Consider the following 12,343-nt stretch of genomic DNA (forward strand, 5'->3'; position numbering starts at 1 on the left):
GCTGTTCTCCTAGGGTCGGGACGTCAGGTCGAGCGCGACCTTGCCGGTCGCGGAACGGTTCTCGAGCGAACGCAGTGCTGCCGGAGCTTCGTCGAGGGGATGGAGGGTGGGTTCGGGGACGACGAGCGTCCCGTCGCGCAACAGCGGTTCGAGTGCGGCCCACTGCCGCGCCGGGTAGCCGGGGTCGGTGCGGAGGTACTCGCCCCACCCCGCGCCGACGACCGAAATGTTCTTCAGCAGAAGGCGATTGACCTTCACGGTGGGGATGCTGCCGCCGGTGAATCCGAGAACGACGGCCCGTCCACCCGGCGCACCGTGGACGAGGACGGTCTCACCCGCCCGGTACCGGGCGCGCTCGTCGAGCGCGAAGTGCGCGGTGAAGTAGTTCATGAGCATCCCGGCGCTCGCGGTCAGCGACACGCTGTCGGGCAGCGGGAAGACCAGCTCGCGCGGCAGTGCGACGGTCTGCTGCCACGATCCGTCGATGGACAGCACGGCGACGCGTTGTCCGGCGGGGAGGCCGCTGCCCTCGGGTGCGCTGCGGACGATGCCCGCTCCTTCGGCGCCGAGCACGCACGGCAGCGGCCGGACCATCTGGTAGCCGCCGGTCGTCTGCAATAGATCGGGAAAGGACACGCCGGCGGCGTGTAGGTCGACGAGGACGAGCGAATCGCCTGCCTCGGGTTCGGGGATGTCGGTCACGCGGACGGCGTCGGGGCCGGCGTGTTCGGTCAATTGCGCTGCGCGCACGGGCGTCTCCTCGACTCGGGTCGTGATCCATCACTATCAGAGTGGCTTAGCGTGCGCTAGCTCTCAGAGATCATTGACCGAGCGCTAAGTCCGTGGTAGAGCTTTTAGCGATCGATAAGTACGCCGCTGGGAACGTCTCCGGCCTGCACGCTGCACTTTCGAAAGGATCGTCATGACCAACGCTGTCATCGTCGACGTCGTCCGTACCGCTGTCGGTAAGGGCAAGCCGGGTGGCGCCCTGTCCGGCACCCACCCCGTCGAACTCCTCGCCCACGTCCTGCGCTCGCTCGTCGAGCGCAACGGCATCGACCCCGCGCAGGTCGACGACGTGATCGGCGGCTGCGTCGCCCAGGTCGGCGAGCAGTCCCTCAACATCTCGCGCACCGCGCTCCTCGCCGCAGGCTTCCCCGAGTCGGTGCCCGCGACCACCATCGACCGCCAGTGCGGATCGAGCCAGCAGGCCGCGCACTTCGCCGCCCAGGGCGTCATCGCCGGCGCCTACGACATGGTCATCGCGTGCGGTGTCGAGTCGATGAGCCGCATCCCGATGGGCACCGCCACTCTCGGCAAGGACACCCACGGCCCGAGCATCCGTGCCCGCTACCCCGAGGGCCTGGTCAACCAGGGCATCTCGGCCGAGCTCATCGCTGCGAAGTGGAAGTTCGACCGCGACGCGCTCGACGCCTACTCCGCGCAGTCGCACCAGCGCGCCGCCGCCGCCCACGAGGCCGGCGGGTTCGACAAGGAGATCGTCCCGATCACCGTGGAGAACGCAGCCGGTGAGCAGGTCGAGCACACCGTCGACGAGACGCTGCGCGCCTCCACCACCGCCGAGGGCCTCGCCGGCCTGAAGCCGTCCTTCTACACCGAGGAGTACGCCGGCAGGTTCCCCGAGGCGCAGTGGGTCATCACCCCCGGCAACTCGTCGCCGCTCACCGACGGTGCGTCGGCCGCGCTCATCATGAGCGAGGAGATGGCGAACAAGCTGGGCCTGACCCCGCGCGCCCGCTTCCACTCGTTCTCCGTCGCCGGCGACGACCCGGTCTTCATGCTCACCGCCCCGATCCCGGCCACGCAGAAGGTGCTCGCCCGCGCGGGTCTGGGCATCGACGACATCGACGCCTACGAGGTCAACGAGGCGTTCGCGCCCGTGCCGCTCGCCTGGGCGCACGAACTCGGTGCCGATCCGGCCAAGCTCAACCCGTGGGGTGGCGCGATCGCGCTCGGCCACGCACTCGGCTCGTCGGGCACCCGTCTGTTGTCGACCCTCGTCAACCACCTCGAGGCCACCGGCGGTCGTTACGGCCTGCAGACGATGTGCGAGGGCGCGGGCATGGCCAACGCCACCATCATCGAACGTCTCTGACTTCTCGAAGTCTCGAAGATCTCCGAACCGCAACCACTCTCGAAAGGGTAATCAATGATCGTCAACGACAGCGTCGCCGTCGTCACCGGTGGTGCCTCCGGCCTCGGTCTCGCCACCGTCAAGGCCCTGCTGAACGACGGTGCCCAGGTCGTCATCATCGATCTGCCGTCGTCCAACGGTGAGACCATCGCCAAGGAACTCGGCGACCGCGTCCGCTTCGTCGCCGCCGACGTCACCGACGAGGCCGCCGTCACCGAGGCCCTCGACGTCGCCGAGTCGCTCGGACCCGTGCGTGTCGCGGTGAACTGCGCCGGCATCGGCAACGCGATCAAGACCGTCAGCAAGAAGGGTGCCTTCCCGCTCGACGCGTTCAAGAAGGTCGTCGATGTCAACCTCTTCGGCACGTTCAACGTCATCCGTCTCGCCGCCGAGCGCATCGCGAAGACCGAGCCGATCGACGGCGAGCGCGGCGTCATCATCAACACCGCTTCCGTCGCCGCTTTCGACGGCCAGATCGGACAGGCCGCCTACTCGGCGTCCAAGGGCGGTGTCGTCGGCATGACGCTGCCGATCGCCCGCGACCTCGCGTCGCTGCTCATCCGCGTCGTCACCATCGCACCGGGCCTGTTCAAGACCCCGCTGCTCGGCTCGCTGCCGGAGGAGGCCCAGGCCTCGCTCGGCGCACAGGTGCCGCACCCGGCCCGCCTCGGCGATCCGTCCGAGTACGGTGCCCTCGCCGCGCACATCGTCTCGAACCCGATGCTCAACGGCGAGGTCATCCGCCTCGACGGCGCGATCCGCATGGCTCCGCGCTGATCCGAGCCGCATGGCTCCGCGCTGACCCGAGCACCGACTGTGAGAGGAGGGGGTCGATGACCCCGGCATACGAGGCCGAGGAATCCGACACGCCCCACGCGGACGTGCCGTGCGCGGACTGGCGTGAGTTCCAGCCTCTGGGGCTCGACCCCATCCTCGAACACGCCCTGGAAGCATTCAGCGAGAACGGCTTCCACGGCACCACCGTCCGCGACCTGGCCGGCCGGGTCGGCGTGACGGTGCCCGCGCTGTACTACCACTACGAGAACAAGGAAGCCGTTCTCGTCACGCTGCTCGACGCCGCCGTCCTCGACCTCATCGACCGTGTGTCGGCCGCGGTCGCGGACGGCGGCGACGACCCGGTCGCCCGCTTCGTCAACGCCGTCGAGGCGATCGTGCTGAACATGACCCACCGTGCACAGCGTTCGGGCCTGGATTCCGAAGTACGCCACATTTCCCCGGAGAACCGCCGGACCTACGCCGCGACCCGCAAGCGTCTCGAGCTGATGATGCTCGACCTGGTGCGCGAGGGCGTCGAACAGCAGGTGTTCGACGTAGACGACGTCGAGGAGGCCGTGCGCGCCCTCCTCGGGATGTTCCAGTCCATCGTCCGCTGGTACCAGCTCGGCGGTCCCCTCACTCCCGCTCGGATTGCCCAGCGGTACATCGTGATCGCACTGCGGGTCGTGGGTCACCACCCGGCCGCCTGAGAGTCTTTCCAACCACCTCCACGCAAGGAGTCCATGCCGTGCTGACCACCGCCTTCACCGAAACCTTCGGCGTCCGCCATCCCATCGTGCAGGGAGGGATGCAGTGGGTCGGCCGTGCCGAACTCGTCGCAGCGGTCGCCAATGCCGGCGCGCTCGGCATGATCACCGCTCTGACGCAGCCGACCCCCGAGGATCTCGCTAAGGAGATCGAACGCACCCGCGAGCTCACCGACCAGCCGTTCGGCGTCAACCTCACGATCCTGCCGGCGATCACCCCGCCGCCCTACGAGGAGTACCGCCAGGTCATCATCGACTCCGGTGTGAAGATCGTCGAGACGGCCGGATCGAATCCCGCGCCGCACCTGCCCGACTTCCACGCTGCCGGAATCAAGGTGCTGCACAAGTGCACCAGCGTCCGGCACGCCGTCAAGGCGCAGGACATCGGTGTCGACGGCATCAGCATCGACGGTTTCGAATGCGCCGGGCACCCCGGTGAAGACGACGTCCCCGGCCTCGTGCTCATCGCCGCCGCGGCCGAGAAGATCACCATCCCGATGATCGCCTCCGGCGGCTTCGGTGACGGTCGTGGTCTGGTCGCGGCCCTCGCGCTCGGCGCCGACGGCATCAACATGGGCACCCGCTTCATGTGCACCGAGGAATCGCCGATCCACCGCACCATCAAGGAAGCCATCGTCGCGGCGAGTGAGACCGACACCGAGCTCATCTTCCGTCCGCTGCGCAACACCGCCCGCGTCGCGAGCAACACCGTCAGTCGCGAGGTCGTCGAGATCCTCGACCGCGGAGGACAGTTCGAGGACGTGCGCGAACTCGTCGGCGGTGCCCGCGGCCGCCTCGTCTACGAGAACGGCGATCCGGAGGCCGGCATCTGGACGGTCGGTACCGTCCAGGGAATCATCCACGACATCCCCACCGCGGGGGAATTGGTCGAGCGCATCGTCGCCGACGCCGAGAGTCTCATCGCGGAGCGTCTGAGCGGCATGATGTCGCGCGTGAACGCCTAGGAAGCCATGAAACGCACCCATTTCGACGACGATCACGAGGCGTACCGGGAGACCGTGCGCGAGTTCCTCGCCCGCGAGATCGAACCGAACTACGAGCGGTGGGAGGAGGAGCGCCTCGTCGACCGGTCGGCGTGGATCGCCGCGGGCAAGTCCGGCATCGTCGACCTCGGGGTACCCGAGGAGTTCGGCGGTTCGGGCGTGACCGACTACCGCTTCCGGCACATCGTGCAGGAGGAGATCGCGCGCACCGGAACGACCTCATTCGGCGCCGGACTCGCACTGCAGGACGACATCGCGATCCCGTACATCCTCCACCTCGGCACCGAGGACCAGAAGGCGCGCTGGCTGCCGGCACTCGCCACCGGCGAACGAATCGGCGCGATCGCCATGACCGAACCGGGCGCCGGATCCGACCTGCAGGGCGTGAAGACCACCGCCGTACGCGAGGGTGACGAGTGGGTGATCAACGGACAGAAGACGTTCATCACCAACGGAATCCAATCCGATCTCGTCATCGTGGTGTGCCGCACGGATCCGAACGCGGGGTCGAAGGGCTTCTCGCTCATCGTCGTCGAGCGCGACACCCCCGGTTTCGGCAGGGGCCGCAAACTCCACAAGGTCGGTCTCGCCGCACAGGACACCGCCGAGCTCGTCTTCGAGGACGCCCGCGTCCCCGCCGGGAACCTCCTCGGCACCGAGGGTCGCGGCTTCGTGCATCTGATGGAGTACCCGATCGGGCGCGCCTACGTCGATGCACGCATCCAGACGATCTACGGTGGCACCACCGAGATCATGAAGGAGATCATCGGCCGCGACATCGCTGCCGGGTACGCGTAATCGTTTCAGGGAAGAGGGATTCGATCTTCGACCTCACAGGCAAGCGCGCTCTCGTCACGGGTGGTTCCGCGGGGATCGGTCTCGGCATGGCCCGGGGTCTCGCCCGTGCCGGCGCCGACGTCACCCTGTGGGGCCGGAGCGAGGACAAGCTCGCGAAGGCCGCGGCCGACATCGGGAGGTTCGCCGGCCGTGTGGCGACCCGCACGGTCGACGTCTCCGACGAGCAGGCCGTGACCGACGGTGTCGCGGCGCCCGTCGACGACTTCGGTGGGCTCGACATCGTGGTGGTCAACGCCGGCATCGGGTCGTCGCTGCAGAAGTTCCACGAGTCGACGACCGAGCGGTACCGCGCCGTCATGGCGACGAACGTCGACGGCGCGTTCTTCACGATGCGGGAGACCTCGCGTGTGCTCGTCGAGCAGGGCACCGGGGGTTCGATGATCGTCACGTCGAGCCTCGGTGCGCTGCAGGGCGCCGGACGCAACCAGCCGTACGTGGCGAGTAAGGCCGCGGTGCTCACGCTCGCGAACGGCTGTGCCGTCGAGTTCGCGCGTCACCGGATCCGGGTCAACAGCGTGCTGCCGGGCCGGATCGCCACCGACATGACCGGTCCGCTGCAGGAGTCCGACGTCTTCAACTCGAACGTCATCGGCCGTGTGCCGCTCGGCCGGTGGGGCACCCCGGAGGATTTCGAAGGCATCGCCGTCTATCTCGCGAGCGATGCGTCGTCCTTCCAGACCGGCAGCACGACGCTCATCGACGGTGGCTACAGCATGTTCTGACCGGTCCTAAGCTGGTCCGGTGAACCAGCACCCCGCGATTCGTGACCGTGTGATCAGAGTGAGCGCCGTCGTTCTCCGCAACGCCGCCGGTGAGGTGCTCACCGTGCGGAAGCGGAACACGTCGCGGTTCATGCTGCCCGGAGGAAAGCCGGATCCGGGGGAGACCCCCGCCGAGACCGCCGTGCGCGAGTGCGCCGAGGAACTGGGCGCCGAACTGGATCTGTCGTCGTTGCGTCTCGTCGGGGTCTTCGACGCCGAGGCCGCCAACGAGCCCGGTTACCGGCTCGAAGGAACCGTCTACGAACACCCGCTCGTGGAGGTCGCCGGCGCCGCCGCGGAGATCGCGGAGACGCGCTGGCTCGACCCGGCGGCCCTTCCGCTGCCCGACGATCTCGCGCCGCTGCTCGAGCACCACGTCCTTCCCGCTCTCGCCTCGGCCTCCCGATAATCCTGTTTCCGCAGAGGTATTGCGCAGTTCTCATCCATGGGGAAATGTGATGAGAGCAGTCACCTCGCACATCACGGAAGGTCTCCCATGGCGCTCACCGCTCTGCTCGAACTCGAATTCAAGGCCGACTCCCTCGACGACGCGAAGAAGGTCATGACCCGCGTGCTCGACGAGACGCGACAGTTCGACGGATGCGACGGCATCGAGATCCTTGTGGATCAGAAGAACGAGGCCCGTTGGGTGGTCGTGGAGAAGTGGCGCTCGGCCGAGCACGACGCCGCCTACCGCAAGTTCCGCGCCGGCGAGGGTGCCATCACCGAACTCGGACCCCTCCTGGCGGGAGCGCCGAAGCTCGAGCACTTCACCACCCTCTGAGTCCCCCATCGGAGCGCGGGCGGAGTCGGTCGTCACCCGGCGGAACGCGGACGGTAGGGTGACCCCCGGGGCGGACGTGTGCCGTTTGCCTCGAAGTGACATCGACTGTGGAGGTAACCGGGCATGTTGGAACTCTTCGGCGTCATCGTCGTGTGGCTCACCGTGGCCGTCGTCGCTGTCGGAACCGTCATCATGTTCGTCGTGTCGACGCTCAGCCCGCACTTCGGTCAGCGCAAGGCCAAGGGACCCCGCCTCGACAAGGCGACCGCGGCCCGCAACAAGTAGCACCCGGTACCGATCGCGAAGAGCGCCTCAGCCCCAGCCCAGCTGGTGGAGGCGCTCTTCGTCGATTCCGAAATAGTGCGCGATCTCGTGGACGACAGTGACCAGTACCTCGTGCACGACGTCGTCGTCGCTCTCGCAGATGTCGAGGATCGCGTCGCGGTAGATCGTGATCGTGTCCGGTAGCGATCCCGCGTAGTGGCTGTCGCGCTCGGTCAGCGCGACGCCCTGATACAGACCCAGCAGGTCGGGTTCTTCCTCGTGGCGGGGCTCGACGAGGACCACGACGTTGTCGATCGCCCGCGCGAGTTCGCGGGGGATCTCGTCGAGCGCTTCCGAGACGAGCTCCTCGAAGTGCTCGTCCTCCATGTGCACCGGCACGTCACGACCCCGGCAGGGGAACGGCGCCCGGCAGCGGCGTCGGCAGCGACCGGCCTTCCGGCACGGGCGGCGGCGGCACGGGCGGCTGGCCGTCGATGAGGATGTCGCCCTTGGCGCTGCCGGTGATCGACGAGAATCCGCCCCCCTCGACCTGCTTGCCGATCGAGCAGTTCACCTTGCGGCTGCCGGCGAGCCAGCTGTCGTAGTCGAGGTTGTCCCAGAACAACGTGAGGGTCTTGTTGCGCAGAGCCTCGGGTTCGCCGAGGTACTCGTTGACCAGGCGCGTGCAGGTCTCCTCGAGATAGCCGTCCTGGTCTTCGATGCTCGGCAGACCGCCCGGGAACTGCCCACCGAGGTCGACGACCGCGACGACCTCGAAGGCGTGCGGCTTGGAACACTCCACCGGGTCGGCAGGCACACCGTTGTTGATGCCGATGCAGACGCCGACGTCCCAGGCCCGCGACTGGTCCTGATCGGCGACCCGGCCCTTGATGGGGAGCAGGTTGCCGGTGGTCGACGAGAACTGCAGACCGCACCGCAGCGTGCGTTCGCCGGCCGCCCAGCCCGCCTCGCCGGGGTTGATGAGGCCGATGCTGAACTTGCCGTGCGGGTCGAACCGGCCGTCGAGATAGTCCATCGCGGCGGGTGCGCACTGCTCGTCGCGCAGCTCGGTGAAGCGCGTGACCGACGGGAAGCGTGATCCCGGTCCCCATTCGGTGCCGGGATACAGGCTCAGGTCGATGTCGGCGACCACCTCGAACAGATGCGTCTCGGCGCAGTCGACCTTCGCGAGGTCGCTCGCGTCGAGAGCACTCCAGGTCAGGCAATCGCCGGTGGTGGCGGTACCGAACGCTTCCCCCGCGACCGCGCCGGTCGTGCTGATGTTGGCGCCGGCGCTGTCGTCCCCGCCGCCGGCGCCCTGGAACCCCGCGACGACGAACGTCGCGATCGCCGCCAGGACGGCACCGGCCGCAACGAGCACGAGGGCGCGTCGGGTCAACCGCGCCGAGGGCGGGCGCCGGTCGGGCTTGGGCTTGTTGTCTTCGGCCATCACTTCCATCATGCCTGTTCGAGTGGACGCAGGTAGTTTCGGCTCATGGCCGACGACCCGATCGATCCCGAGATTCTCGAGATCGCCAAGCAGACCTTCGACGCCGCCCGCCAGGGAGACGTCGAGACCCTCACCGCGTACGTCGACGCCGGAGTACCGGTGAACCTCACCAACGAGACCGGCGACACGCTGCTCATGCTGGCGTCCTACCACGGTCATGCCGAGGCCGTACAGGTCTTGGTCGAGCGGGGAGCCGACGTGAACCGGCTCAACGACCGCGGCCAGTCGCCTCTCTCGGGGGCGGTCTTCAAGGGCGTCGAGGCAGTGGTGCGGGTGCTCGCCGAGGCCGGTGCCGACCCGCGTCACGGGCACCCCACCGCGGAGGACACAGCGAAGATGTTCGGGCGCGACGACTACCTGGAACTCTGGCAGCGGTAGGCTTCGATTCCGTGATCGACCTCAAGTTCCTCCGCGAGAATCCCGACGCCGTCCGCGAGTCGCAGCGCATGCGGGGAGAGGACCCGGGCCTCGTCGACGTGCTGCTCGAGGCCGACGCCTCCCGTCGCGCCGCTGTCCTCGCCGGCGACAACGCACGCGCCGAGCAGAAGGCCCTGGGCAAGAAGGTCGGCAAGGCGTCTCCCGAGGAGCGCCCCGCGCTGCTCGACGGCGCCAAGGAGCTGGCTGCGAAGGTCAAGGAACTCGAGGCCGAGCAGCACGCCGCGCAGGAGGCCTTCGATCGCGCGCACCTCGCGATCTCCAACGTCGTGCAGGACGGCGTGCCCGCCGGCGGCGAGGACGACTTCGTCACGCTCGAGACCGTCGGCGAGCTGCCCACCTTCGACTTCGAACCCAAGGACCACCTCGCGCTCGGCGAGTCGCTCGGGCTCATCGACATGGAGCGCGGCGCGAAGGTCTCCGGTGCCCGGTTCTACTTCCTCACCGGTTACGGCGCGCTGCTCCAGCTGGGTTTGCTGCAGCTGGCCGCCCAGAAGGCCACCGCGAACGGGTTCACCATGATGATTCCGCCCGTGCTCGTGCGCCCCGAGGTGATGCAGGGCACCGGCTTCCTCGGCCGGCACGCCGACGAGGTGTACCGACTCGAGGAGGACGACCTCTACCTCGTGGGCACCTCCGAGGTGCCGCTCGCGGGCTACCACTCGGGCGAGATCCTCGACCTGTCGAAGGGGCCGAAGCGCTACGCGGGCTGGTCGTCGTGCTTCCGTCGCGAGGCGGGCAGCTACGGCAAGGACACCCGCGGCATCATCCGCGTGCACCAGTTCGACAAGGTCGAGATGTTCGTCTACTGCCGCCCCGAGGAGGCCGCGGCGGAGCACGAGCGTCTGCTGGCCTGGGAGCGCGACATGCTCGCCGCCATCGACGTGCCGTACCGCGTCATCGACGTCGCCGCCGGCGATCTCGGGTCGTCGGCGTCCCGCAAGTTCGACTGCGAGGCCTGGGTGCCCACGCAGGAGCGCTACCGCGAGCTCACGTCGACGTCGAACTGCACGACCTTCCAGGCGCGTCGCCTCAACATCCGCTACCGCGACGAGAACGGCAAGCCGCAGACCGCCGCGACCCTCAACGGCACGCTCGCGACCACCCGCTGGCTCGTCGCGCTGCTCGAGAACCACCAGCAGGCCGACGGTTCGGTCAAGGTGCCCGAGGCTCTCGTCCCGTTCGTGGGACGTGAGGTGCTCGAACCCGGCGCCTGAGAACTGTCAGCGCAGGATCAGGCAGGTGGTCGAACCCGTCGCGAGCAGGCGGCCCTCGGAGTCACGGGCCTCGCCGCGCGCCGTCGCCGTGCGACGTCCGGTGTGCTCGCAGAAGCCCTGCACACGGATGACGCCCTTGCCGGTCTGCACCGGACGCACGTAGCGGACCTGCAGGTCGAGGGTCGTGTACCCGACCCCGGCCTCGAGGGTGCTCGACACGCAGAAGCCCATCGCGGTGTCGAAGAGGGTAGCGAGCACGCCGCCGTGGATGCTGCCCACCGCGTTGGCGTGGAACTCCTGCGGCTCGAGGGTGACCTCGGCGAAGCCCTCGCCGGCATCGGTGACGGTGAAGCCGAGCGTGCGGGAGGTGGGGTGGTGCGGGATCGTCCCGTCCATCAGCCCGCGCAGGAAGTCGAGTCCGTGCATGTCGCGGTTGGCCGCCGACGTCGGTGCCGGGTCCTCCCACGTGTAGGTACGCTGCCGCTGCTGTTGCTCGTCCGTGCTCACGATGACCGACCGTATCCCACCTCCGGAGGGGTGACATGTGGAGCCGGGCGTGCCATTCTCGTTGCATGCGCCGTCGATGTTGATCCGATCCGGTGACCTCGCTGTCCGCGCGGGTGGTCGCGTACGCGTCCGTCCGTGAGTTCGTGCCGCTCTACGGCCTGTACGCGTTGCTGTTCGAGGATCACGGTCTCGACACCCGTTCCATCTCCTCGCTGTTCGTCCTGTGGTCGGTGGTCGCCTTCGTCTCCGAGGTGCCGTCGGGTGCGTGGGCCGACACCGTCTCCCGTCGCGGTCTGCTGTTCGGCAGCGGAGCCCTGCTCACGGCAGCGTTCACGATGTGGCTGGTGTGGCCCGGTTACTGGGGATTCGCGCTCGGTTTCGTCCTATGGGGCATCAGCGAGTCGATGAAATCCGGCACCTTCGAGGCCCTCGTGTACGACGAACTCGCCGCGCGCGGGTGCGAACACCGGTACGCGGCGATCATGGGATACGCCAACGCGGGTGAGATGACGTGTGTCTTCGTCGCGATCCTCACGGCGGCACCGCTGTTCGAAATCGGCGGCTACGCGCTCGTGGGCTGGGTGTCGGTCGCGATCACCGTCGTCGACATCGCGCTCGTGGGAACGCTTCCCGCCGCACCGAAGGTGGAGGAGGCCGATGAGATCGCCGGCAGAGGCGACACCGTCCTCGTCCGCTACATGTCGTCGCTGCGCGCGGGAACGTCCGAAATCCGCACCGACCGGGTGGTGCGACGATCGGTCGTCCTCGCGGCCGCCCTGCTCGCCTGCCTCGCCTTCGACGAGTACTTCGCTCTCCTCGCACGCGAATCGGGAGCGGAGACCGGATTCGTGCCGGTGCTGGTCGCGCTGACGGCCGTCGGACAGGTGGTCGGTGCCGCGACCGCCGGACGGACTGCGACGATGAGCGGCCGCACCATGGGTGCCGTCGTGATCGTCGGATCGGCACTGATCGCCGGTGGTGCACTCGCCGGGGGGATCGCCGGATTCACGGCGATCGGTGTGGGCTACGGCGCGCTGCACAACACGGCGATCGTCGCCGAGGCGCGCCTGCAGGACACGATGTCCGGTCGTGCCCGCGCGACCGTCTCGTCCGTCGTCGGCCTGACGAGCGAGGTGCTGTCGGTGGCGGTCTTCGCCGCCTACGCGATCGGCTCGCTGTGGTTGCCGATGGCGGCGCTGGTCGCGGTGACGGTGCTCCCGCTGGTCGGGTTGGGCGTGGTCGCGCCGAGGCTGTTGCCCGCGGCGCGACCCGCCGGGACCGAACGGGAGCGGTGACTACCGGAT

General features: G+C 68.4%; 16 protein-coding genes. 12 read left to right on the forward strand and 4 right to left on the reverse strand.

The window, feature by feature from the left end; all coding sequences use genetic code 11:
- Positions 1-9 precede the first annotated feature (9 nt).
- The gene (locus tag RBB84_RS21925; protein WP_350246838.1) at positions 10-750 is read right to left on the reverse strand and encodes an alcohol dehydrogenase catalytic domain-containing protein; all 741 of its coding nucleotides are present in this window, start codon (positions 748-750) and stop codon (positions 10-12) included.
- Positions 751-922: 172 nt separating this feature from the next.
- Between RBB84_RS21925 and RBB84_RS21930 the strand changes: the two genes are divergently transcribed.
- From RBB84_RS21930 to RBB84_RS21970, 9 genes are all read left to right on the forward strand, one after another.
- Positions 923-2,116 (forward strand): thiolase family protein, encoded by a 1,194-nt coding sequence (locus RBB84_RS21930; RefSeq protein WP_350246840.1) that lies wholly within the window; start codon positions 923-925, stop codon positions 2,114-2,116.
- Between the two features lie 54 nt (positions 2,117-2,170).
- The gene (locus RBB84_RS21935) at positions 2,171-2,932 is read left to right on the forward strand and encodes a 3-hydroxyacyl-CoA dehydrogenase (protein WP_019290368.1); all 762 of its coding nucleotides are present in this window, start codon (positions 2,171-2,173) and stop codon (positions 2,930-2,932) included.
- A 56-nt stretch (positions 2,933-2,988) separates the two neighbouring features.
- Positions 2,989-3,642: a TetR/AcrR family transcriptional regulator gene (locus RBB84_RS21940; RefSeq protein ID WP_006553419.1), complete on the forward strand. Its 654-nt coding sequence runs from the start codon at positions 2,989-2,991 to the stop codon at positions 3,640-3,642.
- A gap of 38 nt (positions 3,643-3,680) precedes the next feature.
- Positions 3,681-4,664 carry a nitronate monooxygenase gene (locus tag RBB84_RS21945; protein ID WP_350246842.1) on the forward strand — a complete coding sequence of 328 codons (984 nt, stop codon included), beginning with the start codon at positions 3,681-3,683 and terminating at the stop codon, positions 4,662-4,664.
- Positions 4,665-4,670: 6 nt separating this feature from the next.
- Complete coding sequence (locus RBB84_RS21950) at positions 4,671-5,501, forward strand: acyl-CoA dehydrogenase family protein (protein ID WP_350246844.1); 831 nt, start codon at positions 4,671-4,673, stop codon at positions 5,499-5,501.
- An 86-nt stretch (positions 5,502-5,587) separates the two neighbouring features.
- A complete protein-coding gene (locus RBB84_RS21955) occupies positions 5,588-6,283 on the forward strand; it encodes an SDR family oxidoreductase (RefSeq protein WP_350246845.1) in 696 nt (231 codons plus the stop codon).
- Positions 6,284-6,332: 49 nt separating this feature from the next.
- Positions 6,333-6,731, forward strand: coding sequence for an NUDIX domain-containing protein (locus RBB84_RS21960; RefSeq protein ID WP_170318549.1), 399 nt, complete (start codon positions 6,333-6,335; stop codon positions 6,729-6,731).
- A gap of 87 nt (positions 6,732-6,818) precedes the next feature.
- Complete coding sequence (locus tag RBB84_RS21965) at positions 6,819-7,106, forward strand: antibiotic biosynthesis monooxygenase (RefSeq protein ID WP_024102663.1); 288 nt, start codon at positions 6,819-6,821, stop codon at positions 7,104-7,106.
- 123 nt (positions 7,107-7,229) lie between these two features.
- Entirely contained in the window at positions 7,230-7,391 is a 162-nt protein-coding gene (locus RBB84_RS21970) for a hypothetical protein (protein WP_016933301.1), read from the forward strand.
- Between the two features lie 27 nt (positions 7,392-7,418).
- Here RBB84_RS21970 and RBB84_RS21975 read toward each other — a convergent pair whose 3' ends face one another.
- On the reverse strand, positions 7,419-7,757 hold the full coding sequence (locus RBB84_RS21975) for a metallopeptidase family protein (RefSeq protein ID WP_033097890.1): 339 nt from the start codon (positions 7,755-7,757) through the stop codon (positions 7,419-7,421).
- Between the two features lie 13 nt (positions 7,758-7,770).
- On the reverse strand, positions 7,771-8,820 hold the full coding sequence (locus RBB84_RS21980; protein WP_024102665.1) for a septum formation family protein: 1,050 nt from the start codon (positions 8,818-8,820) through the stop codon (positions 7,771-7,773).
- Positions 8,821-8,865: 45 nt separating this feature from the next.
- Here RBB84_RS21980 and RBB84_RS21985 point away from each other — a divergent pair, with 45 nt between their 5' ends.
- Together RBB84_RS21985 and serS are read left to right on the forward strand one after the other, a co-directional pair.
- The gene (locus RBB84_RS21985) at positions 8,866-9,258 is read left to right on the forward strand and encodes an ankyrin repeat domain-containing protein (protein ID WP_006553426.1); all 393 of its coding nucleotides are present in this window, start codon (positions 8,866-8,868) and stop codon (positions 9,256-9,258) included.
- Positions 9,259-9,269: 11 nt separating this feature from the next.
- A complete protein-coding gene (gene serS, locus RBB84_RS21990) occupies positions 9,270-10,532 on the forward strand; it encodes a serine--tRNA ligase (RefSeq protein ID WP_064256855.1) in 1,263 nt (420 codons plus the stop codon).
- A 6-nt stretch (positions 10,533-10,538) separates the two neighbouring features.
- Here the strand turns inward: serS and RBB84_RS21995 are convergent, their stop codons facing one another.
- Positions 10,539-11,039 (reverse strand): PaaI family thioesterase, encoded by a 501-nt coding sequence (locus RBB84_RS21995; RefSeq protein WP_006553428.1) that lies wholly within the window; start codon positions 11,037-11,039, stop codon positions 10,539-10,541.
- A gap of 92 nt (positions 11,040-11,131) precedes the next feature.
- Here RBB84_RS21995 and RBB84_RS22000 point away from each other — a divergent pair, with 92 nt between their 5' ends.
- Entirely contained in the window at positions 11,132-12,334 is a 1,203-nt protein-coding gene (locus tag RBB84_RS22000) for an MFS transporter (RefSeq protein WP_033097850.1), read from the forward strand.
- Positions 12,335-12,343 lie beyond the last annotated feature (9 nt).

Source organism: Rhodococcus sp. D-6 (assembly GCF_040256695.1).
Lineage (GTDB): Bacteria > Actinomycetota > Actinomycetes > Mycobacteriales > Mycobacteriaceae > Rhodococcus > Rhodococcus pyridinivorans.

What these genes read in the sequence shown, in the direction of transcription:
- RBB84_RS21930 (WP_350246840.1), top strand. Translation starts at nt 923, where the DNA reads ATGACCAACGCTGTCATCGTCGACGTCGTCCGTACCGCTGTCGGTAAG.
- RBB84_RS21935 (WP_019290368.1), top strand. Translation starts at nt 2,171, where the DNA reads ATGATCGTCAACGACAGCGTCGCCGTCGTCACCGGTGGTGCCTCCGGC.
- RBB84_RS21940 (WP_006553419.1), top strand. Translation starts at nt 2,989, where the DNA reads ATGACCCCGGCATACGAGGCCGAGGAATCCGACACGCCCCACGCGGAC.
- RBB84_RS21950 (WP_350246844.1), top strand. Translation starts at nt 4,671, where the DNA reads ATGAAACGCACCCATTTCGACGACGATCACGAGGCGTACCGGGAGACC.
- RBB84_RS21955 (WP_350246845.1), top strand. Translation starts at nt 5,588, where the DNA reads ATGGCCCGGGGTCTCGCCCGTGCCGGCGCCGACGTCACCCTGTGGGGC.
- RBB84_RS21965 (WP_024102663.1), top strand. Translation starts at nt 6,819, where the DNA reads ATGGCGCTCACCGCTCTGCTCGAACTCGAATTCAAGGCCGACTCCCTC.
- RBB84_RS21970 (WP_016933301.1), top strand. Translation starts at nt 7,230, where the DNA reads ATGTTGGAACTCTTCGGCGTCATCGTCGTGTGGCTCACCGTGGCCGTC.
- RBB84_RS21975 (WP_033097890.1), bottom strand. Translation starts at nt 7,757, where the DNA reads ATGGAGGACGAGCACTTCGAGGAGCTCGTCTCGGAAGCGCTCGACGAG.
- RBB84_RS21980 (WP_024102665.1), bottom strand. Translation starts at nt 8,820, where the DNA reads ATGGCCGAAGACAACAAGCCCAAGCCCGACCGGCGCCCGCCCTCGGCG.
- RBB84_RS21985 (WP_006553426.1), top strand. Translation starts at nt 8,866, where the DNA reads ATGGCCGACGACCCGATCGATCCCGAGATTCTCGAGATCGCCAAGCAG.